General features: G+C 37.6%; 24 protein-coding genes. 20 read left to right on the forward strand and 4 right to left on the reverse strand.

The window, feature by feature from the left end; genetic code table 11:
• The first annotated feature begins 149 nt into the window (after nucleotides 1-149).
• The 11 genes from AC4D4A_RS14740 to AC4D4A_RS14790 all read left to right on the forward strand — a co-directional run bounded on the left by AC4D4A_RS14740 (nucleotide 150) and on the right by AC4D4A_RS14790 (nucleotide 9,638).
• Nucleotides 150-416, forward strand: coding sequence for an IreB family regulatory phosphoprotein (locus AC4D4A_RS14740; protein ID WP_066105399.1), 267 nt, complete (start codon nucleotides 150-152; stop codon nucleotides 414-416).
• A 1-nt stretch (nucleotide 417) separates the two neighbouring features.
• Nucleotides 418-837, forward strand: coding sequence for a Holliday junction resolvase RuvX (gene ruvX, locus AC4D4A_RS14745; RefSeq protein WP_066105397.1), 420 nt, complete (start codon nucleotides 418-420; stop codon nucleotides 835-837).
• Nucleotides 838-854: 17 nt separating this feature from the next.
• Nucleotides 855-1,127, forward strand: a complete 273-nt coding sequence (locus AC4D4A_RS14750; RefSeq protein WP_066105394.1) for a DUF1292 domain-containing protein — start codon at nucleotides 855-857, stop codon at nucleotides 1,125-1,127.
• A gap of 333 nt (nucleotides 1,128-1,460) precedes the next feature.
• Nucleotides 1,461-2,552 (forward strand): endolytic transglycosylase MltG, encoded by a 1,092-nt coding sequence (gene mltG / locus AC4D4A_RS14755; protein ID WP_490996675.1) that lies wholly within the window; start codon nucleotides 1,461-1,463, stop codon nucleotides 2,550-2,552.
• Nucleotides 2,553-2,715: 163 nt separating this feature from the next.
• On the forward strand, nucleotides 2,716-3,369 hold the full coding sequence (locus AC4D4A_RS14760; RefSeq protein WP_490996589.1) for an O-methyltransferase: 654 nt from the start codon (nucleotides 2,716-2,718) through the stop codon (nucleotides 3,367-3,369).
• A complete protein-coding gene (locus tag AC4D4A_RS14765; protein WP_490996590.1) occupies nucleotides 3,366-4,295 on the forward strand; it encodes a peptidase U32 family protein in 930 nt (309 codons plus the stop codon). The genes AC4D4A_RS14760 and AC4D4A_RS14765 overlap by 4 nt, the downstream gene beginning before the upstream one ends.
• 21 nt (nucleotides 4,296-4,316) lie before the next feature.
• Complete coding sequence (locus tag AC4D4A_RS14770) at nucleotides 4,317-5,588, forward strand: peptidase U32 family protein (protein WP_066105385.1); 1,272 nt, start codon at nucleotides 4,317-4,319, stop codon at nucleotides 5,586-5,588.
• A 2-nt stretch (nucleotides 5,589-5,590) separates the two neighbouring features.
• Nucleotides 5,591-6,223: a uridine kinase gene (udk, locus tag AC4D4A_RS14775; protein WP_066105382.1), complete on the forward strand. Its 633-nt coding sequence runs from the start codon at nucleotides 5,591-5,593 to the stop codon at nucleotides 6,221-6,223.
• A 255-nt stretch (nucleotides 6,224-6,478) separates the two neighbouring features.
• Nucleotides 6,479-6,955: a transcription elongation factor GreA gene (gene greA, locus AC4D4A_RS14780; RefSeq protein WP_066105374.1), complete on the forward strand. Its 477-nt coding sequence runs from the start codon at nucleotides 6,479-6,481 to the stop codon at nucleotides 6,953-6,955.
• Nucleotides 6,956-7,073: 118 nt separating this feature from the next.
• Nucleotides 7,074-8,855, forward strand: coding sequence for a peptidoglycan D,D-transpeptidase FtsI family protein (locus tag AC4D4A_RS14785; RefSeq protein WP_490996591.1), 1,782 nt, complete (start codon nucleotides 7,074-7,076; stop codon nucleotides 8,853-8,855).
• Between the two features lie 87 nt (nucleotides 8,856-8,942).
• On the forward strand, nucleotides 8,943-9,638 hold the full coding sequence (locus AC4D4A_RS14790) for a YrrS family protein (RefSeq protein WP_490996592.1): 696 nt from the start codon (nucleotides 8,943-8,945) through the stop codon (nucleotides 9,636-9,638).
• A gap of 133 nt (nucleotides 9,639-9,771) precedes the next feature.
• Here the strand turns inward: AC4D4A_RS14790 and AC4D4A_RS14795 are convergent, their stop codons facing one another.
• Together AC4D4A_RS14795 and AC4D4A_RS14800 are read right to left on the reverse strand one after the other, a co-directional pair.
• On the reverse strand, nucleotides 9,772-10,143 hold the full coding sequence (locus tag AC4D4A_RS14795; RefSeq protein ID WP_490996593.1) for a hypothetical protein: 372 nt from the start codon (nucleotides 10,141-10,143) through the stop codon (nucleotides 9,772-9,774).
• 998 nt (nucleotides 10,144-11,141) lie between these two features.
• A complete protein-coding gene (locus AC4D4A_RS14800; RefSeq protein ID WP_490996594.1) occupies nucleotides 11,142-11,348 on the reverse strand; it encodes a DUF2536 family protein in 207 nt (68 codons plus the stop codon).
• 150 nt (nucleotides 11,349-11,498) lie between these two features.
• On the opposite strand from AC4D4A_RS14800, the gene mtnN reads away from it, so the two are divergent.
• The 6 genes from mtnN to AC4D4A_RS14830 all read left to right on the forward strand — a co-directional run bounded on the left by mtnN (nucleotide 11,499) and on the right by AC4D4A_RS14830 (nucleotide 17,638).
• Complete coding sequence (gene mtnN / locus AC4D4A_RS14805) at nucleotides 11,499-12,194, forward strand: 5'-methylthioadenosine/S-adenosylhomocysteine nucleosidase (protein ID WP_490996595.1); 696 nt, start codon at nucleotides 11,499-11,501, stop codon at nucleotides 12,192-12,194.
• A 193-nt stretch (nucleotides 12,195-12,387) separates the two neighbouring features.
• Nucleotides 12,388-12,600, forward strand: coding sequence for a YrhC family protein (locus AC4D4A_RS14810; RefSeq protein WP_490996596.1), 213 nt, complete (start codon nucleotides 12,388-12,390; stop codon nucleotides 12,598-12,600).
• 776 nt (nucleotides 12,601-13,376) lie between these two features.
• Nucleotides 13,377-13,757: a DUF454 family protein gene (locus tag AC4D4A_RS14815; protein ID WP_490996597.1), complete on the forward strand. Its 381-nt coding sequence runs from the start codon at nucleotides 13,377-13,379 to the stop codon at nucleotides 13,755-13,757.
• Nucleotides 13,754-15,478 (forward strand): ABC transporter ATP-binding protein/permease, encoded by a 1,725-nt coding sequence (locus tag AC4D4A_RS14820; protein ID WP_490996598.1) that lies wholly within the window; start codon nucleotides 13,754-13,756, stop codon nucleotides 15,476-15,478. The genes AC4D4A_RS14815 and AC4D4A_RS14820 overlap by 4 nt, the downstream gene beginning before the upstream one ends.
• Nucleotides 15,475-17,157 (forward strand): amino acid ABC transporter ATP-binding/permease protein, encoded by a 1,683-nt coding sequence (locus tag AC4D4A_RS14825; RefSeq protein WP_490996599.1) that lies wholly within the window; start codon nucleotides 15,475-15,477, stop codon nucleotides 17,155-17,157. The genes AC4D4A_RS14820 and AC4D4A_RS14825 overlap by 4 nt, the downstream gene beginning before the upstream one ends.
• A 346-nt stretch (nucleotides 17,158-17,503) precedes the next feature.
• Nucleotides 17,504-17,638 (forward strand): YrzI family small protein, encoded by a 135-nt coding sequence (locus AC4D4A_RS14830; protein WP_490996600.1) that lies wholly within the window; start codon nucleotides 17,504-17,506, stop codon nucleotides 17,636-17,638.
• Between the two features lie 375 nt (nucleotides 17,639-18,013).
• Here the strand turns inward: AC4D4A_RS14830 and AC4D4A_RS14835 are convergent, their stop codons facing one another.
• On the reverse strand, nucleotides 18,014-18,181 hold the full coding sequence (locus AC4D4A_RS14835; protein WP_490996601.1) for a YjcZ family sporulation protein: 168 nt from the start codon (nucleotides 18,179-18,181) through the stop codon (nucleotides 18,014-18,016).
• 171 nt (nucleotides 18,182-18,352) lie between these two features.
• Here AC4D4A_RS14835 and sigK point away from each other — a divergent pair, with 171 nt between their 5' ends.
• The 3 genes from sigK to AC4D4A_RS14850 all read left to right on the forward strand — a co-directional run bounded on the left by sigK (nucleotide 18,353) and on the right by AC4D4A_RS14850 (nucleotide 22,353).
• Complete coding sequence (gene sigK, locus AC4D4A_RS14840; protein WP_066105338.1) at nucleotides 18,353-19,069, forward strand: RNA polymerase sporulation sigma factor SigK; 717 nt, start codon at nucleotides 18,353-18,355, stop codon at nucleotides 19,067-19,069.
• Nucleotides 19,070-19,152: 83 nt separating this feature from the next.
• Nucleotides 19,153-21,402 (forward strand): MMPL family transporter, encoded by a 2,250-nt coding sequence (locus tag AC4D4A_RS14845; RefSeq protein WP_490996602.1) that lies wholly within the window; start codon nucleotides 19,153-19,155, stop codon nucleotides 21,400-21,402.
• Between the two features lie 171 nt (nucleotides 21,403-21,573).
• Entirely contained in the window at nucleotides 21,574-22,353 is a 780-nt protein-coding gene (locus AC4D4A_RS14850) for a phosphatidylserine decarboxylase (RefSeq protein ID WP_490996603.1), read from the forward strand.
• A 64-nt stretch (nucleotides 22,354-22,417) separates the two neighbouring features.
• Here the strand turns inward: AC4D4A_RS14850 and AC4D4A_RS14855 are convergent, their stop codons facing one another.
• Nucleotides 22,418-22,549 carry a sporulation histidine kinase inhibitor Sda gene (locus tag AC4D4A_RS14855; protein ID WP_490996676.1) on the reverse strand — a complete coding sequence of 44 codons (132 nt, stop codon included), beginning with the start codon at nucleotides 22,547-22,549 and terminating at the stop codon, nucleotides 22,418-22,420.
• Nucleotides 22,550-22,798: the final 249 nt, after the last annotated feature.

Genomic DNA, 22,798 nt, shown 5'->3' on the forward strand with positions numbered 1-22,798 from the left:
CCCCCCTTCTTTTTGAATCTAATCATTTTGGCATGGATAGTATTGACTAGCCAAAACTATCATTCGAATTTTATTATTAGGTTTAAGTAGTGTACAATAAGAGGAACAATGGAAATATAGCTTTTTGAATGAAAGCGGGGTGCGTTGGAATGAGTTCATTTGATAAAACAATGAAATTTAATTTCCCGGAGGATTCTTTTGAGCATGACGTTAGCCATGTTTTAATGGAAGTCTATAATGCTCTAAATGAAAAAGGTTACAATCCTATTAACCAGATTGTAGGTTATCTTTTGTCAGGAGACCCTGCTTATATTCCGCGTCATAATGATGCACGAAATCTTATTAGAAAGCTTGAAAGAGATGAGATTATAGAAGTTCTGGTCAAATCTTATTTAGAGCAGCAACGAGAGGGATAATATGCGAATTGTAGGTCTTGATGTGGGTAGTAAAACTGTGGGAGTCGCCATCAGTGATGAAATGGGCTGGACTGCTCAAGGTTTGGAAACCATAGCAATTGACGAAGAAAAAAATCAGCTTGGCCTGAAACGTTTAGATGAAATCCTTAAACCTTATAAAGTCGATAAATTTGTCGTAGGTTTGCCGAAAAATATGAATGGAACTGTAGGTCCGCGAGGCGAGGCAAGTCAGTATTATGCTTCAAAGCTTGAAAAACGATATAAGGTTCCGGTCGTTTTGTGGGATGAACGTTTAACCACAATGGCCGCAGAACGGGTTTTATTAGATGCAGATGTAAGCCGTAAAAAACGCAAAAAAGTTATAGATAAAATGGCCGCTGTCTTAATTCTGCAAGGATATTTAGATAGTGGCGGCAAATAATTTAGAGGTGATCAGACATGGAAGAAAATATGATAACAATTGTTGATGAAGATGGTAACGAGCAGTTACACGAAATATTACTTACGTTCGAATTGGATGATTATGATAAGCAATACGTTGTATTTGCACCAGTAGGAAACGAAGGCGAAGAAGATGAAGACCTCATCCATGTAGCTTCTTATATTCCTGATGAAACAGGTGAAGTCGGAACATTAAATGATATAGAAGATGATGAAGAATGGGCTCTAGTTGAAGAAGTCATTAATACATTCTTCGACGAAGAAGAATAAACTGAAAATATAGCTCTCCCGGTTTTATCGGGGGAGTTTTTTTATGTGTAGATTTAAGTATTGTGGAATAATGATGAAATGGTTTTACAAGGAATGGTGAAAGGATGATTATTCAAGAGATTTTAGGTAAATTCTCCGAAAAATAGAGCATGTTATAAAAAAGTAATGGTCAATTCATGAAATTTATTATATAATCAAGCGGTTTAAGAAAAAGTTTTATGATAATCATTGACAGATTCCGCTAATGTTTGCAATAAATAAAGAGGGCTTGTAATAAAATGCCTTAGGGGGGCATCACTTTTGGATAATGATAAAAATTGGAAGAAAGAGCAAATGAAAATAAAGCTACTTGAAAGACAGAGTGAAGCTAGAGTGGTACGAAAAATTGTTACTGTTTCGTTAGTTGCTGTCATCCTTGTCATGGCGCTTGTTGGACTTGGTGGGTATTTGTATATCTCCTCCGCATTAAAACCTGTTGACCCTGATAATAAAGATGCAATTAAGGTGGAAATCCCTCGTGGTTCAGGAATTAGTTTAATTTCTCAAACATTAGAGGATAATGGAGTCGTTAAAAATGCGAAAGTATTTAAATACTACGTCAAGTTTAAAAATGAATCTGGTTTCCAGGCTGGAACCTATAATTTATCACCATCTATGACAATTCAGGAAATCATCGATCAAATCAAAAATGGAATTGTAGCCGAGACCTATCGAATTACAATTCCGGAAGGAAGAGATCTAGAACAAATTTCAGAAATTATTGCCAAGAAAACAGGCAAAAAGTCAAAAGATGTCTTAGCCGTCATAAATAAAAACGGATTTATTAAAGAAATGATGAATAAGTATCCGGATTTATTAACGGATGATATTCTTGCCAAGAATATCAGATATCCATTGGAAGGATATTTATATCCGGCAACGTATTCATTTTATGAGGAAGATCCAACAATAGAGTCAATCGTTAGCGAGATGGTGAAAAAAACGAACGAAATCCTGGCGAAGTATAAGGATGAAATGTCCAAGGATAAATGGACACCGCACACACTATTAACAATGGCATCCTTAATTGAAGAAGAAGCAACTGAGAAGGTCGATAGGGATAAAATATCTGCTGTGTTTAAAAACAGAATAGAGAAGGATATGCGATTACAAACTGATCCAACTGTTCTGTATGCATTAGGTGAGCATAAAGATCGGGTGACATACAAAGACTTAGAGGTTGATTCACCATATAATCTCTATCGACATAAAGGGTTAACCCCTGGACCAATTGCCAATGCAGGTGAAACCTCCATTCAGGCGGCATTAAACCCAGCCAATATTGATGATCTTTATTTCCTTGCTACTAAATCGGGAGAAGTCATTTTTAACAAAACATTGGAAGAACATAATAAAGACAAGGCAAAACATATAACGAATAATTAAGCATTTGAAGGGGAACTATGGAAGAGAAGAAACGTTTCGCTTCTTTCCCCTAAATATGCTAAAATATTCGAAGTGCATAAAAATAGTGTATGTATTTAAAGAAAGCCACCTGGCTTTCTCATTTTTTTGAATTAAGCAAAGTACAGGGTTTGGAGGAATAAGGATGAATAAGAATCTTGATCACTATTTACAGACTCTTGTACCTTCCCGCAATGATTTATTAAGTGAAATGGAAGAGTATGCAAGGGAAAATGGTGTTCCTATTATGGAATTAACCGGTATGGAGTCTATGTTACAGATTCTAAAAATCCAAAAGCCGCGAAAAATTTTAGAAATTGGAACAGCAATTGGTTATTCTGCTTTACGAATGGCACATACGCTGCCAGAAGCTTCAATACTGACAATTGAGAGAGATGAGGAACGTATTGAAAAAGCTCATCATTTTATTGAAAGAGCGGACATGAAGAGTAGAATAAAAATTATAAAAGGTGACGCTCTTGAGACAGAATCAGCTGTCTCTCCGGAAGGACCTTTTGATTGTATATTTATCGACGCAGCTAAAGGACAATATAAACGTTTCTTTGAAATATATGAAAAGTTTTTGGCAGAGGGCGGAATTATCCTTTCCGATAATGTTCTCTTCAAAGGCTTAGTGGCTCTTGAACAAGAAGAGATTGAATCTAAACGAACAAAAAATTTAGTTAATAAAATAAAAGGCTATAATGAATGGCTCATGAGTAAGGAAAACTTTGATACTGTCATTATCCCTGTCGGAGATGGTTTGGCTATTAGTATTAAACGAGGTGAAAAGGCATGAAAAAACCTGAGCTATTACTAACACCTACTAAGGTTGAAGATATCATCCCATTGATTGCTGCAGGTGCAGATGCATTTGTTATAGGGGAACAACGTTATGGACTGAGACTGGCTGGAGAATTTAACAGAGAGGCTGTTAAAGAAGCAATCCAGCTAGCGCATTCAAAAGGAAAGAAAGTATATGTGGCTATGAATGCCATCTTCCATAATGAGAAAGTGGACGAGCTGTCCGATTATTTGCGTTTCTTAGATGCCAATCAAGCAGATGCTGTCATCTTTGGAGATCCAGCTGTTTTGATGGCTGCCCGCGAAGCAGCTCCGAACCTGCCTCTGCATTGGAATACAGAAACAACAGCGACCAACTGGTTCACGTGTAATTACTGGGGAACAAAAGGAGCTAAGCGTGCAGTCCTTGCCCGGGAAATTAATATGGACGCCATCATTGAGATTAAAGAACATGCCGAGGTCGAGATTGAAGTACAAGTGCACGGAATGACAGCTATGTTTCAGTCAAAACGAACGCTTATCGGGAATTACTTTAATTACCAAGGCCGCAATATGAAAGTGGATAGCCTGGATGATCAAAAAAGCTTATTCCTGCATGATCCTGAGCGTAACGCTAAATACCCAATCTTTGAAGATGTAAACGGTACTCATATTATGAGTCCGAATGATATTTGTATTGTTGATGAATTGGCAGAAATGCTCGATGCTGGGGTGGACTCCTTTAAAATTGACGGAATCTTAAAGGATTCTGACTATCTTATTGAAGTAACCAAATTGTATCGCGAGGCAATTGATTTATATGCAGAGGATCCGGATCTATACGAAGATAAGAAGGACGAACTGCTGCAGAAAGCCGAAGAAATTCAACCGGCAAACAGATCGTTGGATACAGGCTTCTTTTTCAAGGAGACTGTTTATTAACAGGGAATGGAGGATGACCGAATGTCCGTGTCAGAAAATAAAATTTCCGAGATTATTGACGGAAAACGCGTTATTGTAAAAAAACCGGAATTACTGGCTCCTGCCGGTAACCTGGAAAAATTAAAAATCGCTGTCCGTTATGGTGCCGACGCCGTATTTATTGGCGGTCAGGAATATGGATTGCGCTCCAATGCCGGGAATTTTTCATTGGCAGAAATGAAAGAAGGCGTGGAGTTTGCTAAACAATATGGCGCTAAAATATATGTGACAACTAATATTTTTGCTCATAATGAGAACATCGATGGACTTCCGGAGTATTTAAAAGGGATTGAAGAAGCTGGAGTAACAGGTATTATAGTAGCTGACCCATTAATAATAGAGACCTGTAAAAAGGCTGCTCCAAAGCTGGAGATCCACTTAAGTACGCAGCAATCCTTATCAAACTGGAAAGCTGTACAATTTTGGAAAGAAGAAGGGCTGGATCGTGTTGTTTTGGCACGTGAGACAAGTGGGGAAGAAATCAAGCTAATGAAAGAAAAGGTGGATATTGAAATTGAAACCTTTATTCATGGAGCGATGTGTATTGCTTATTCCGGGCGCTGCACGCTATCCAACCATATGACAGCCCGTGATTCTAATCGAGGCGGCTGCTGCCAGTCTTGCAGATGGGATTATCATTTATTCGCTAATACCGAAGATGGTGAAAAACCATTATTTGAAGATGAAGACCAACCGTTTGCGATGAGTCCTAAAGATTTGAAGTTAGTTGAATCCATCCCAACCATGATAGAGATGGGAATAGACAGCTTAAAAATCGAGGGCCGTATGAAGTCCATTCATTATATTGCAACAGTTGTCAGTGTTTATCGCAAGGTTATAGATACTTATTGCGCAGATCCGGACAATTTTGTTTTCAAAGAGGAATGGATTACAGAGCTCAATAAGTGTGCGAATCGGGAAACAGCTCCCGCATTCTTTGAAGGTGTACCAAGCCATAAGGAGCAAATGTTTGGCAATCATAACAACAAAACAACGCATGACTTTGCCGGGCTTGTCTTATCGTATGATGAAAATACATCTATAGTCACGTTACAGCAAAGAAATTACTTTAAACCGGGAGACGAAATTGAATTTTTCGGACCTAATATCGAAAACTTTACGCAAACAGTCGGAACAATCTGGGATGAGGACGGCAATGAATTAGATGCTGCAAGACATCCGCTTATGACTGTCCGCTTAAAAGTCGATCAACCGGTTCATCCATATGATATGATGAGGAAGGAGAACAACTAAAAATGACTAAGCCAATTGTAATTGGGGTTGCAGGTGGCTCGGGTTCAGGGAAAACGAGTGTAACAAAAGCAATCTATGAAAAATTCAAGGGTCATTCCATCATGATTCTAGAACAAGATTATTATTATAAGGATCAAAGCCATCTTCCTTTTGAGGAACGACTAAAGACAAACTATGATCATCCATTGGCTTTTGATAATGATCTATTGCTGGAGCATATCAACAAATTGCTTCGTTATGAAGCAATTGAAAAGCCGGTTTATGATTATGCTATGCATACACGCTCTGAGGATGTAATTCCTGTTGAACCTAAGGACGTTATTATTCTCGAGGGAATCTTGGTACTTGAAGATGAGAGATTACGCGATATAATGGATATTAAACTATTTGTTGATACCGATGCGGATCTTCGTATTATCCGTCGGTTAATGCGTGATATAAAAGAACGTGGCCGTTCAATTGATTCAGTAATTGAACAATATACGTCTGTAGTACGGCCTATGCATAACCAATTTATCGAGCCTACTAAGCGCTATGCGGATATCATTATTCCTGAAGGCGGACACAATTACGTGGCTATTGATGTAATCGGTACTAAAATCCAAACAATTTTGGAGCAAAAATCCCTTTTATAGAAATTTTCGTTTTTACACAATTTCCATAAAAATAACAAAAAAGTTACTCATTTATGAAAAAATTTTGATAAAATTAATAGACAAATCGATAAAAAGAAATTAAGCTAACAATGAGTGTAATTGCGCGTTCGGTTGAGAACGCGCAATTCCTATACCAATAAAGGTATATACATAGTTATTAAGTGCATATATATACACATGATCACATGGAGCAGTTCGTGCTGCATGGTGAAAGTACAGAAGGAGTGAAATTTTTTGGCTACTGAAAAAGTATTCCCAATGACTAAAGAGGGAAAAGAGAAATTAGAGAAAGAATTAGAACTTTTAAAAACGGTTAAACGTAAAGAAGTTGTAGAAAGAATTAAAATTGCCCGCAGTTTCGGTGACTTATCCGAAAACTCTGAGTATGATTCTGCTAAAGAAGAGCAAGCATTTGTAGAAGGAAGAATTACTACACTTGAAAATATGATTAGAAATGCACAAATTATTGAGTCCGGTGCATCTCAGGATGGAACGGTTACATTAGGAAAATCTGTAACCTTTAAAGAATTACCTGATGGTGAAGAAGAAACTTATATAATTGTCGGTTCTGCAGAAGCTGACCCATTTGAGTATAAAATTTCAAACGATTCTCCAATTGCCCGCAGTTTAATGGGGAAAAAACCAGGTGATGAAGTAACGGTTTCTACTCCAGGTGGAGATATGGAAGTCGTAATCGTATCCGTTCAATAATTTGAAATTTAAGAAAGAACCAGCAAGGCGCCTATTTTAGGTGCCTTTTTTATTTGTGCAATTATAGTTTGAAATAGGAAAGCCCCGTCGAAACTGGTAACAGTAAGGGGTGTGTTAAATGAAAAAAAGAATACTGGGGACAGGAATTATTTTTCTATTGCTGTTTACTTTATTAATAGCCAAGCTGGTACATATACAGATAGTGAAGCCAAAGGAATATTCCAAACACCGGGTAAATTTATTAGAGAATAGTGTGAGACAAAGAATTGACGAAATCACCCTGGATGATGGAAGAGGTGGATTTCTTGATAGAGAAGGTAAGTCGATTTCCTATCAGGACAAATCGGTTTTAGTACTCTTTCCATTTGTTAAACATATAGATTGGCCTGCAGATAAAGTGGCAGACATTCTTGGGATAGATAAAGAAATACTATTAAAAAGGCTAAAGGATGAAGATGAGCCATTTATTTATGAAAATAAAGGTGTAATAGAATTAACAGATAGCCAAATTACGCAAATTAACAATCTACATATTCCGGGTATTATTGGTGTAAAGAAGAGAGAGGTTATAGCAACTCCTTCAGCAAGCCATCTTCTGGGGTCACTGACATTAAATAAAAACGAGATAGATGAAGCTAATAAAATTGGCTATACACCGGTTGACTATCAAACAAAAGTAGGGAAAACCGGATTGCAAAAAGCCTTTCAAATATTCCTCCAGGGGAATGGCAGTAAAAAACTGGTTTATCATAAAGCAGCCAATGGACTGCCAATGTTTGGAGTGGATATCCGTTATTTGGATGAAAGTCAATCTGGTGAAAGAATTAATATACAGACTACTTTGGATCAGGATTATCAAAAACTTGCAGAACAAGTTGCTGATGATAACGGGCTGAAAAAAGGTGGAATTATTATTTTAGATGTTGAGACTAATGATATTCTAGCTATGGTTTCCACACCGCATGTAAATAAGGATGTAAACAATGAGGGTAACCATAATCAAATGATCATTCCGCAGACTCCTGGTTCCGTATTTAAAACGGTTATAGCGGCTGCTGCTATAGAAGAAGGTCTGACCCTGAATGGAAGAGAATTTAACGGGAATTTGGATCATTTAGGGCGACCTGTTGATAAAAATACAGGAAGGTTGCTAGGATTGGTTGATTTTCAGCGAGGGTTTGCATTAAGCAGCAATCAAGTTTTTGGGGTTCTGGGTAAAGAATTGGCGGATAAAAATCCAAATCTTATTGAAGAGTATGCTGAGCGGCTTGGCTTAATTCAACCAATTGGATGGAGTGGGAGTGTCTTTCATACATCTCTCATTAAACAACTGCCGGAAGAAAAATCTGGGGTCATATGGACAGAATCCTCCATGAAGAAGGATGAGAATTTTGTGGCTAATACATCGATTGGTCAATTAAATGTAAAAGTAACTCCGCTTGCCATCGCCAATATGATGGCCACGATTGCCAGAGGCGGTGAAAGAATAATGGCTAGAGCTGCCACTAAAGCCGTGGATGATGATGGATTGACCATTGCTACCTTTAAAGAGCAGACTGTAGAAGGTAAAACCATTTCAAAAATAACGGCCAGCAAGCTACAGCAATTATTAAGAGGAGTCGTAACGACAACAGGAAAATATGCGACTGCAGGTAATTTACATATAGCCAAGTATGAGGTTGCCGGTAAGTCGGGAACAGCTGAAATTGGGACAAAGGAAGATAAAACAAAGCAGAAGTACAATAAATGGTTTGCAGGTTATTTTCCTTTTCAAAAACCTAAATATGCGATGGTGATTGTTAATCTGGATACGGCGAGCAAGTCGGGTGCGGTAACTCCTTTATACTTGCAAATGGTCAATGGGATACATGCAATCAATCAAAAAAGAGGGTTGGAATAAAAAATATGACGAAAAATTTAATAACTTTTAGTGATTACCTATCCATGTTAAAATAATCTTTATTATAAATTTGAGGAGGAAGTGTATATGGATAGGCAAGATAAATATCCTTCGCGTATGGATAAACGTCAGGATAAAAAGGTAAACAAAGTCTACAATATACTGATTACAGTTGTCGTTCTCCTTATTGTCGTGGTAGGAGCTACTATATTTTTAGGTAATAATGATGAACCGGCAAGTCAGAAGGCTGATACCAATCCTGAAAGTAATCAATCAGCAGTCAATAAAGAAGAGGAAGCTGATAAAGAGGAAAATGCAATGGATGAAGATGAGCAAGCATCCGAGAATGAGAATGCGGATGAGGAGAGCCAAGATCAAGACCAAGAACAGAACTCTGATCAAGAATCCTCTGAATCTGAAGATACAGTAGAGTCTGAGAAAGTTGAGGAAACCGCTTCTGATGGAAATGTGGAAGAAGCGTATTCTGATCCTTCATGGAAGCCAGTAGGTACGGAACAAAGTGGAGAGCATGTTACACAATACGAGAAAGGTTCCACTGATTGGAATGAAATGGAGCGAGCCATTGCCTATGGAGCAGGTATCGATCAAAGTAATATGACCTTATGGTATTTGCAAAATGGCGGTGAACCAAATAAGGCAATTGGTACTGTGTCACCTAAAGATGGATCAAGCACGTATCGTGTATATATCGAATGGGTTGATGGTGAAGGATGGAAACCGACAAAGGTAGAAAAACTTATAAAGAATGACAAAGCTAGTTAATCAAATAAAAGACTTTTAAAGCTGCCATGATTGGCAGCTTTTTTGATTGTTATTTTGTAAGGGAAATCCAGATAATTTGATGAGTGGAAATACAAAGAGGTGATAGTAGCCATTTCAAAAAGGATGTAACATGTCAGTCAATATCTCGTAAATGTGTTCGAATCTCAGATGCGGTTTTTGTAGGATTTTCACATTGAAAAATAATATATCTATACTTTTTATGTCCATCCAATTCTATGATGACTAGCGGTATCCGACCGCTGTATGAAAGAAAATACCATTCATTCTGATATTTATAACTTCCTTCATATATATTTAAGAATGAAATAGAAGAACCAGGCATCCGTATCATCCATGTAGGAGCATCAAAATAATCTACTAAAACATTTTTTATTAGAGGGTAGGGCATTTGAATCTTTCGTTTTAAAGCAAAAAAAGTTGTCAAACCTGTAAGAGTTAAAACCAGTTCCTGCTTATCGTCATCAAACTTTATTACTCTCCCCATAAAAAAGCACCTCCTATTATTCATTTCTGTAGGTTATAAAGACTTTTCCGTACCAAGTCGTGTACTGAGCCTTTGATTCTTAATAAGCTCCCTACGGTACCTTCTTATGCCTGTCGCGGGCCAACAGGATGTTGGTCACAAAGACGTTGCCACAGGACGTGGCGTTTTTAGTCTTTGTTCCTTAATATACCCGTTTTTGGGTTTTTAGTTAATTCAGCTTCAGGGCCTAGGAGTTCGGGACTAAGCATAGCCTCTACGGGGGAGAAACGTCCCCTTCGAGCCTCTGTCTTATGCTCCTCGCGGGCCAGCAGGATGTTGGTCATGAAGACGTTGCCACAGGACGTGGCGATTATAGTCTTCGTTCCTTAAAATGAGCCGTTTCAGCTTTTTATTTAATCTAGCTTCAGGGCCTAACCGCTCGAGTCATAAGTGTAGCCACTGCGGGAGGGAAGAGCACCTCCCTCCGTGCCTCCTCTTATGCTTGTCGCGGCTGAACAAGGCCCTTCAGCTTTTTATATAATCCAGCTTCGACTTCTAGTCCCTCGAGTCATAAGCAAATACTCTACGGGAGGGAAGAACGTCTCCCTCCGAGTATTCGTCTTATGCTTTTCGGAGGCCAACAGGATGTTGGTCACAAAGACGTTGCCACAGGACGTGGCGTCTTTAGTCTTTGTTCCTTAAAACAGTCGTCTCAGCTTTTTATTTAATCTAGCTTCAGGGCCTAGGAGTTCGGGACATAAGCATAGCCACTGCGGGGGAGAAACGTCCCCTTCGAGCCTCTGTCTTATGCTCCTCGCGGGCCAACAGGATGTAGGTCATGAAGACGTTGCCACAGGACGTGGCGATTTTAGTCTTCGTTCCTTAAAATGAGCCCTTCAGCTTTTTAGTCAATCCAGCTTCGGCTCCTAGCTCCTCGAGTCATAAGTGTAGTCACTGCGGGAGGGAAGGACACCTCCCTCCGTACCTCCTCTTATGCTTGTCGGAGCTGAACAGTCATCTCAGCTTTTTAGTTTATAGTGTACTACTGCTGTGTAGATGGGTTTGCCTTCGGGGGTGGTGTGGATTTGGTGGGATATGTGGTGTACGGATAGCATGATTGCTTTGTTTTGTTCTATTTTTTGTTGGATTTGTTTTTCAAGGTTTTGAATTGAGGATGCCTCGAAAAATTCAACTTTGTCTTCAATTAGATCTAATTTAAATTCCACTTTTTTTGCCTCCTTCATTTTCAAACTAAGTCTACCAAAAATGCCTGAAATACTCTAGTTCTAATAAAGGATTAGAGGTCTGTTTATGCAGATGATTTATGGTAAAATGGTACTGCATTTTAATTTTTGTAATATAAAGGAGTTATACTGATGAAAATTGCTATTATTGGCGCAATGGAAGAAGAAGTTGCCTATTTGCGTGAGAATATAGAAAGTGCTGAGTCTGTTGTCATTGCTAATACGGAATATACAACTGGACAGATGTTTGGTGTGGATATTATTTTGCTGAAATCTGGTATTGGCAAGGTGAATGCTGCTATGGGAACAGCTGTCCTTCTTGAAAAGTTCAAGCCTGATTTTATTATCAACACAGGCTCAGCAGGTGGCTACAACCCAGAACTAAATGTAGGAGATATGGTTATTTCGACTGAGGTACGTCACCATGATGTGGATGTTACAGCATTTGATTATGAATACGGACAGGTTCCCCAATTACCTGCAGCATTTATAGCTGATGAAAAGCTTGTATCACTTGCAGAGAAAGTGGCTGCAGGCATTGACGGGGTTGGAGTTGGTAAAGGGTTAATCGCAACCGGTGACGTATTTATGTCTGATCCTGAACGTGTTCGATTTGTAAGAGAAAAGTTTCCACAGCTGCAGGCAGTTGAAATGGAAGCAGCCGCTATTGCGCAGGTGGCTTATCAGTTTAATGTTCCATTTGTAGTTACACGCGCATTAAGTGATATTGCTGGAAAAGAGTCAGATTTATCATTTGATCAATTCCTGGAAAAGGCTGCTTTGCATTCAGCTCAATTGGCAATGGGAATTGTAAAAGAATTAAAATAAACTTTTTAAGTTCTGTCGAATTACTGAGGCAGAACTTTTTTTGTTTTCTTTAAGAAAATAATGTGACTGTTTTATAACTATTAATACCATTTTGTCCATCTATTTCAGTGGTTCGCCTGCCACTATTTACATTAGCTTAGGAAGAAATATCATGTTACTGTATTTCTAGTTTATTTGAAAGGTGGTAGTTTCCTTGAAAGAGAAAATGATAGATTATAAACGTTTTGGTACAACTCTCCTCATGTTTGCTGTATTTCTTTTTTTAGGATCCATATTGCCAAAGGAAGGTATGAGTGAAGTAGTAAAGGAATACTTAACTTTTGCTACTGCCGGAGTATTGGCGTTATCCGCATTATTTTTTGCTTTATCCAGGAAATACGGGAAGTTAATACAAGACGAAGAATAGATTCTATAAAATTCAGGAGGCTGGGACATAAGTATTTCAGTCAATGATAAATCCGAACTATTAGGTGATATTTTAATAAATATTTCTCCTAATAGTTCGGATTTTATTTGTTTTCAATAGATTTACTTCTGTATACCATTAAACCATTATTAAACTTAGTGGAATGGAGCGGAAGCCACCGACTCCTGCGGGAAGTAGAGGAAAGGCTGAGACCTGAGCAAGGCGCAGCCGAGGAGGCTCAGCTTCCTCCCCGCGGAAAGCGAGTGGAGTAAGCGCGCAATGGAACGAACCTTTCTTCCAACTTAACTCTTTAATAAGTAACAAAGTCGATAATTATAAGTTATTTCCCAACCACTTTTTTATAATCTTTTATCAAGAACCTAATAAATTTATCGTTGACATTGATAATCATTATCAATAATATAATTATATCAAAATAATAATGTGTAGGTGGTTTCTGATGATATTGTTAACTTTACATAAACTTTCTTTTTTTATTTGCTTATTATTTGGGGTTTTACACCTGTTTAAAAAGAATAGACCGATAAAACTTACTCATAGATGGAGTGGTTTTATAGCCTTGATAAGTATATTTATATATCTATTTCAAATGAGTTCTAATTTATTTGGTTATATCATTTATATACTTATCATTGCTCTGACAGCAATAATTCCTTTTTTAAAGAGTGAGAAAAAATGTACGGCCGTTCATATTTTGGGAGGGCTAGGCTCTATCGTATGGCTTGTACTGATACATATTTAGTGGGGGAAGACAGATGAAAAAAATAATGTTACTGGGATTGGGATGGATATCTCTATTGTTTGGTTTAATTGGAATCGCAGTGCCTATTTTACCAACGACACCTTTACTGTTACTGACAGCAATTTTATTCGCTGGTAATTCAGTTAAATGTGAAAACTGGCTGAAAAAACAGTCATTTTACGAAAAATATGTAGTGAGCTATCAAAGGGATGGTGGTCTTACTTTAAGAAGAAAATTAACGATTTTGCTAACCGTGTATTTATTACTTCTAATCAGCGGTTTAATGATCGATCATTTACACGTTCGCATTGTTCTATGCGTGTTGGCAGTTGTCAAATTGATTGTTTTTATAAAAATTCCTACGATTAATCAAGAGGAAGTGCAACATATATGATTCAAAAAGAAATGTTGATGTACGCAAAAAAGTATGGAATCATCCCTGTTTTGGTTCAAGTTACATTATTGCAATTATTGAATGTTGTTATAAATATAGTGATTGCATTTGAGATTGCGGAATTATTTTCTGCCTTGTTCTATGTTCATAATATCGTTATGGATATGTACTACATTTTATATATTGGATTGATTATAGCTATAAAGTTCGGTTGTCATTATTACTCGACAAAGCTCACGCATTATACATCATTTGAGCTAAAGCATAAGGTGCGGAGAGAGCTGTTTGAAAAGCTTCTTTCACTGACCCCTCAAGAGATAACTAAACTGGAAATCAGTAAAATCAGCCAGCTTGCGGTAGAAGGTATCGAGAATATCGATGTTTATTACAGTCGTTATCTGCCGCAATTTTTTTATAGCCTGTTGACTCCGGTTCTACTATTTGTAGTAATGGCAAAATTGAATTGGAAAATTGCGCTTATGTTGTTGATTAGTGGTTTTTTAATTCCGGTTGCCATTGTGGCCGGCGTAAAAATTGGAAAGAGAATTTTTAAAACATATTGGAATAAGTACTTGGATGTTGGTAAAAAGTTCGTTGAAGGTGTAGAGGGGCTGCGCACCTTAAAAATTTATAACGGAGAAAAGGCATACGGAGAAGTTATGAATAAGGAAGCAGAGGAATTCCGCTGTATGACGATGAAGGTGCTTAGGATGCAATTGCAATCCATTACCATTATGGATTTAATTGCCTACTTAGGAGCAGCTTTGGGGATCGTTTGCTCAGTGATTGCCTATAAAAATGAAAACTTAAGTTTAACTGGCTTTATCTGTTTTTCTCTGCTGGCGATAGAATTTTTTGTACCATTTAGACTGTTGGGATCCTATTTCCATGTAGGTATGAATGGTACGAGTGCCTTGAATTTATTATCCTCCATTTTAAAAATTGAAACGCAAAAAGAAGAACCAGCTGTTCATAAGGATATCACAGGAGATTTATGCATTAAAAATATTACCTATACTTATCCAGACGCTGATAAACCGGCTTTACAGGGTTGCAATCTTGTCATCAAGCAAAGTGAGGTGACGGGAATTGCAGGTGCTTCTGGTGCAGGAAAAACAACTATTACACATATTCTGCAACGTTTCATTGAACCGGAAAATGGAACAATTGAAATCGGTGGGACATCTTTGGCGGATATACCTATTGATCAGGTGCATCAGTTGATTGGCTGTGTCAGTAACCGTTCCTATATTTTTGAAGGCACGATACTCACTAATTTAAGGATGGCTAAACCAACTTTGGAGGAAGAAGAGGCAGAAGAGATTCTTAGGTTTGTGAAGCTAGATCAATTTGCTGCAAACCTTCATTATAAAATTCAAAGTGGAGGGACGAATCTTTCAAGCGGACAGCGCCAAAAATTAGCAATTGCCCGAATGCTGTTAAAGAATCCTAAAGTGTTTATTTTTGATGAAGCTACTGCCAATATCGACCGTAATAGTGAAGATGATATTCTTGATATTATTCCGGAAATCAGCCGCCAAGGGAAAATGGTTATCATGATTACCCATCAGTTGCAGCGTTTAGTAGATGCTAATCATATCTATGTATTTTCCAATGGAAAAATAGCTGAGCAAGGTGATCATCAAACACTTATGGATAATGGGAACATTTATGCAGAGCTATTTGAAGTACAACAATCAATCGGAAGGTGTGCACTATGATTAGTAGCGGAAAAAACTTGATTCAATTAATGAAAATATTAAAACCGCTTATTCCCCATATGTTGCTGACAATCCTTCTTGGTACATTAGGTTATTTGGCGGTTTCATCCATAAGCCTTATAGGCGGTATGGCTTTCCTGGATGTAATGGGCCTTAAAGACTTTGGCAATGGAAGACTGTTGCTGATTATGATTATTGCAGCAGGTATAATGCGTACTGTTTTTCGTCTGTGCGAGCAATATATGACCCATTATATTGCCTTCAGGCTTCTGGCTACTATCCGGTCTCATATCTTTACATCCCTTGGAAAGCTTGGGAATAGACAATTAATGAGCTTTCAAAAAGGGGAGCTTATGAATGTTATCACTAAGGATGTAGAAATGCTTGAAGTGTTTTATGCGCACACAGTAGCTCCTGTATGTATTAGCTTTACAACAGGAATTGTTTATCTGTCGATTTTTTGGTCCTTTCATCCATTTTATGCTGTTGCAGCGTTGTTCTCCTATGTGTTAATAAGCTATATTGTTCCGAAAAGTGTGTATAAAAGCGGACAAGAAGCAGGGGACGATTTTCGTGTTCAATTTGGTATGCAAAGTCAATATATCCTTGATCGATTAAAAGGATTGAAGGAATTGTATATTTTTGGACAGGAGAATCAGACCATTAATCAAATTGACGAGTACAGTGAGGGATTAAATCATTCTACTTTGTCCCTTAAGAAACACGAAGGTCTGCTTAAGGCATTGACGGATGGGGCCTTATACCTCTCTGTGTTTATACAAATTGGCATATCTATTTATTTATATGGAATTGGTAAAGTGGATGCAAGTACAGGGCTTTTAGCTATGCTGTTGCTTTATTCTTCCTTTGGTCCTGCACTAGCTTTATCGCAGCTTAGCGCGAGCCTTGTTCATACATTTGCCAGTGCTAAACGTATCTTAGGAATCATGAATATTATTCCTGAAGTAAATGAGGGAGGCAGTCGTGAACTCGTCCATATAAGTAATATTAGATATAGTGATGTTCAATTTGAGTATGAAAAAGGCAAACATTTATATAAAAATGTTAATTTTGAATGGAGAATAGGAGAAATTATTGGCATCAGGGGAGATAATGGTACGGGGAAATCAACATTGATTTCATTGTTGCTGCGGGATATTCCAGTTACGAAAGGTGCCATATTATTAAATGGGGCGCCAGTCGAGGAATATAATGCTGATTCTTATCGGAAGCATTTCAGTATGGTTGATGCTCATACCATCGTATTTTCGGATACATTGCGCCGGAATCTGACAATGTATAAGAAATATACGGAAGAAGAGATATGGGATGCTTGTGAGAAAGCAGGATTGTATCAATTTATAAAAAGTCTTCCAGAAGGTTTGGATACACATCTTCAGGAATTCGGTGAAAATCTTTCAAGTGGGCAGCTCCAACGCTTAGCGTTGGCCAGATTGTTCCTGGATGATGCCTCGGTTTTTATCCTGGATGAACCTACGACCAATCTTGATGCGTTGAACGAATCCGCCATTCTTCAGGCAATTAAAGCTCATGCGGGAGATAAACTTGTTATTCTCATCAGCCATCATCCGGAGGTACTGGATATGGCAGACCGTATTTTTGAAGTAAGAGATGGACAAATAAACGAAATGGGATACCAACATTATAAGAATGCATAACCACACGTAACCTATAATTCCTTGGGGGAATATGGGCGGTGGGAAGATAGATAGAATCGCTTATACATTTGTTGGTCAATGAACAAATCGGAGCAATACTATAAGCCTTGCAATTAGAGCTGCAGAAAATTATCTCTGCGGCTTTTTTTGCTTTTAAAATCCTCGAGATATAGGTACTTTTCCCAATCTGGTTTTCTAAAGGTCTTTAATGGTCTGTATTATGGTGAAAATGGTAAATAAAACTATAGGATTTTTATAAATTTTAGTTCTATTCTGGTGGTGTGATGAATATATTGACAAAGTGTGTTGAAAAAACCGATGATTTGAAGCTTAAGGAGGTAATTGCATGACCTTTAATATGATACTGTTCACAGTTACAATCAAGTCAAATAAATTGGGCAGATCTGAATACGTTTCAATACGTCAGGCGGAAAATGAAATGCTTGATCGAAAAACAACTATAATTAATAAATTTTATTAATTATATTCCATACTCAATTATGCGAAGGTTGACCACTGATAAAAAAATTACTCAATCGGAAGGAAGGCGATCGATATGACAAATTATATAATAGTAAAGATATCAAAATTTTTCTGGATTAATAAGGATAGTGCATAACGAACTGTTCACATTCCTGTAAAGAATTAGTCAATTATTCTTCACATCACGTTGCTTGGGACGCCCCTTTGCTATGTTAAATTTAGGTAAATAGGATGAATAAGGGGTTGGTTACCATGTTATTATTCGTAATGGGGGTTGCTACTGCTGTTACAATCCCATTTGTCATTGTAGCTGATATTACAACCATAGAATCGTAAATGAAGAAAAAACTTATGCTATGCATAAGTTTTTTCTTCATTTTGGACCAAAGTATCCTCCGCTCCAAAAACCCCAAAAGCCAAAGATAAATAATAAAATGAATAGAATAATTAAGATCGCAAATCCGGCGCCATACCCACTGCGACAGGGTGGAGGAGGGTAACCCCAACCGCAACCGGCTCCTCCGAAATGATAAGGATACATAGGTGCACCTCCCTTATATACCATAGATATTATTATAATATGGGATGATTGCTTATTTGGGTTGGGCATAAATCAAATATCTTATTTTCAGAAGGACAGGCAAGGGATAGAGGCTGCTGTCATACATATCTAATAGTCTAACTGGTTGGAAACAGTGAGGAGCTGATTTAATTGGCAGGAGTTTTAGCAACGTTTGGCTATTTTATTAAAGAATTGGTTTTTCTCGTCTCCTATGTTAAAAACAATGCATTTCCTCAACCATTATCAGCAAAGGAAGAAAGGGAATGTATTGAAAGAATGGCGGAAGGAGATGCGGAAGCAAGGAATTTATTAATTGAACATAACCTAAGGCTTGTAGCTCACATTGTAAAGAAGTTTGAAAATACTGGGGAAGATACTGAGGATCTCATTTCAATCGGAACGATTGGCTTAATCAAGGGAATCGAATCTTATTCCTCAGGTAAAGGCACGAAACTTGCTACATATGCGGCCCGCTGTATCGAAAATGAGATTTTGATGCATCTAAGAGTGATTAAAAAAACAAAAAAAGATGTTTCGTTGCATGACCCGATTGGCCAGGATAAAGAGGGAAATGAAATTTCATTGCTTGATATATTGAAGTCTGAGTCTGAGGATGTAATTGACACAATTCAGCTTAATATGGAACTTGAAAAAGTGAAGAAGTATATTGATGTGCTTGAGGACCGTGAAAAGGAGGTTATTGTTGGCAGGTTTGGCCTAGATCTAAAAAAGGAAAAGACACAAAGAGAGATAGCGAAAGAACTGGGTATATCTCGCAGCTATGTTTCAAGAATTGAAAAGAGAGCATTAATGAAAATGTTCCATGAATTTTATCGAGCAGAGAAAGAAAAAAGGAAGAAAAAATAGTCAAAACGGGCAAAAGATACTTGTCCGTTTTTTTCGTTAAAAGGAAATAATATTGTCACGCTCATAAAAATTGAGGTGTCAATATGCATGAATCTAAACCCCAAAATTCTTCTTATTTTTACCGTTTTGGCTGTAAGGTCACTCAATATTATAAAATTATCCTGCTTGTTTGGGGATTGCTGTTCCTTGGCGGAATAATGCTAATGCCATCTTTTTTTAGCCATCTTTCACCACCGCAATTAAATGTAAGAGGTTCACAATCAGACCTAACTCAAAAATTAATGGAGCATAACTTTGCAGATGATATGGGTGAACAAAATTTTCTTGTTTTCCATTCAAATCAATGGAAAGTTAATGAACAAAAATTTTACGTACCGGTAGATAAAGTTCTGGCTGAAATCCAAACGATTGAAGGAGTAACTGTCGTTGCAAACCCGATGGAGAATTCTTTGCTGGAAGGGGAAAATCAAATTTCAAAGGATTTGCACACTTGTTACGCTTTACTTTTTATTGAGGGGGATAAAGGTCAGGTTTTAGAAACGATTGATGTACTCAGTGGATATTTGGATGCGCAGAAGGATGGGCTTGAACTATATTTGACAGGGGCCACTCCAACGATAAAGGATTTGACCCATATGGAAAAGCGGGATCTTACCTATGCGGAAAAACTGGGTATGCCGTTTGTTCTAGTGGTACTTTTACTGGCATTTGGTTCACTTACAGCAGCTTTAATCCCGATTATGATGGGGGGAATGGCTGTAGTCATTACCTTTGCCTGTTTAAGTCTATCGGGATATCAGGATTTTGACATTATTGTACCTAGTGTAGTCACGATGATCGGATTGGGAATAGGAATTGATTATTCATTATTTTTGATTATGAGATATAGGGAGGAACTTCAACAACATGATCCTCATCAGGCAATCGCCATAGCAGTTGCCACAAGCGGAAAGTCTGTATTTTTATCTGGATTGACGGTAATGATTTCGTTAATTGGATTGCCTCTTGTTCATGCAAAATTATTTTTGAATTTAACAGTGGGCACTTTTGCTGTTTTATTTATATTATTGCTGCTGACACTTACCTTTTTGCCTTCATTATTGTGTTTGCTTGGATATCGTCTGAATAGCTTCTCTCTACCATTTACAAAGAAGACTAAGCAGAGAAAATACCTGTATCGATGGACAAAGCATATCATGAGGTATTCACTTCCTTATTTAATTGGGAGTTTGCTTCTTCTAGCAGCCTTCACTGCGCCATTACTGCAGATGCATTTGGGAATAGGGCTTAATCAAGATGCCTTAAAGGATTATCCATCTGGAAGGGGAAATACACTTTTAGAGAATAAGTTTGTGTCCGGATTATACTCACCGGTTCTCCTGGTAAAGAAAGCATCAGGGAGTCGGTTTAGTATGGAAGAACTTCAGGAAATTGCTGCTGTTGGAGGTATCCTCAAAGCCTATGAGGAGGTCCAAATGGTCTCATCTATTACAGAATTGACTGATCTTTTGGGTGATAATGATACATATAGTGAGGTGCCAGAATTAGTCAAACTGCCAGAAATTAAAGGGTATACCAAGTTTTTGATTAATGACGATTTTAATGTAGCCCTTGTGATGATAACGTTGAAATATGCCCCTGATTCTACTGAAGCGAAAACCTTTGTCTCTAAGTTAAACGAGCGGTTTGAAAAACAAGTGAATGAAGGGAGCCTTTATATTGGAGGACTTACAGCTCAAGTAAATGATTTGCATGAAGAAACGGTAAAAAAAACACCCATCGTCATCTTGGTTGTTTTAATGATTTCTTATTGTTTCTTGGTAATTGCCTTTAAGAGCATTTTTATTCCAATAAAAGCAATTCTATTAAATATTATTTGTGTAACAGCAGCATGTGGAATGACAGTGGCAGTCTTTCAATTTGGATGGGGAGAAGAGTATTTTCGATTTACTTCTCCAGGATTTATACAGTCTTATTTGCCTGTATTAACCTTCGCAATTTTGTTTGGACTATCCATGGACTATGAAGTGTTTTTAGTCGGAAGGATTAAAGAAGAATGGGAATCATCCCACGATAATGAAGAGTCCATAGCAAGGGGAATCGAATTTACAGGTCCTTTTATCACACAGGCTGCCTTAATCATGATGATTGTTTTTATTTCATTTACCCTAACACGCGTATTAGAAATTAAACAGCTGGGCTTTACTTTAGCGATTGCTGTTTTATTAGATGCGACGATTATTAGGTTAGTCCTTGTTCCAATCCTATTGAAAATGATGGGGAAATGGAATTGGTGGTTTCCAATGGTGAAGAGGCGATGGAAATTGAAATGATGATATACTTGACTGTATCAGTAAGAAAAATCTTTCCCTTCCTTTAAAGGAATAGTAAACTAGGTAGAGACAAACACCCTTAAATCGTCAGGGGTGTTTTTGTTAATTTTATATTCTATCGAAGGATAGCTAAGTGTTAGTAGCCATATAAAAAGAAAATAGGTGAAGAACGTGAAGGAAAAGGTATATCAATTATTAATTGAATTAACAAATGGCAGATGGACTTCTTCCCTTTTAAGAAAATTTGCAAACTCTAAAGCAAGCAGGCGGATAATCCCATCTTTTGCAAAGCAATACAAAATAAATCTGGCCGAGATGGATCGTCCCATTCAGGAATACACATCCTTGCATGATTTTTTTACAAGGGCTTTAATGAATGGAGCACGCGAAATTAATAATGATGAGGGGACAGTTGTCAGTCCTGTAGATGCCGTATTAGAGGACAGTGGGCTCATTCATGAAGATTCTTCTTTCCAAGTGAAAGGGAAGGTATATTCAGTTGAGGAAATGCTTGGGAACACAAGAGATACAGAAAAATATTTAGGCGGCAGATATATGGTACTATATTTAAGTCCAAGCCATTACCACCGTATTCACTCTCCGGTTGAGGGAAAAGTTACACGGAAATGTACGCTTGGACAAAAGTCATATCCAGTCAACAAGTGGGGGATGACATTAGGAAAATACCCTCTATCAAAAAATTATCGTGAAATTACAGAAATCCAGCATGCCGGGGGATCCTTATCTGTCGTAAAGGTTGGTGCCATGTTTGTTAATTCAATAGAGAGAACACATTCGGGGGATACTCTCCATAAAGGGGAAGAAATCGGATATTTTTCATTCGGTTCAACCGTGGTTCTATTATTTGAGAAGGAAACCTATACTCCATACATAACAGGTACATTACCGCAACCGGTACATGTTGGTGAGACAATAGGGTATATAAAATAAATAAAACAAAAAATTGCCCTGGATTTTTAACCAGGGCGCATGATACAAATGAGTTTGGCTCTGTTTAAAATATTTTATAAGATAAGGATCTCCTGTCAATTTCTCTTTCAATTAGACGGATAAATTCTTGACTAAGTTTTAAATGCCTGGCTTTGTAATATGATTCAATTAAAAGGTCATCTGGTAGTTTTTGCATCATTTTGCCTTGCGGCTTCACCTCCAATTTACAGTTCTAAATGGGTGGCAACGACAATATATTAGTAGTTTGCCTTGGTGTACCCTTAATTTAACAGAATCAAGAGAATGGAACAACCGTTCTGTTATCCACAGGGGTAGGTGCATAACTTGTGGGTAAAATGTGTGTATCTGTGATTCTTTTTAGGATAACGTATTGTCTAAAAAGGTAAAGGGTCTGTTGGCGATGTGTATAAACTTATCCACAGAT

Source organism: Pradoshia sp. Z5_111 (assembly GCF_058267535.1).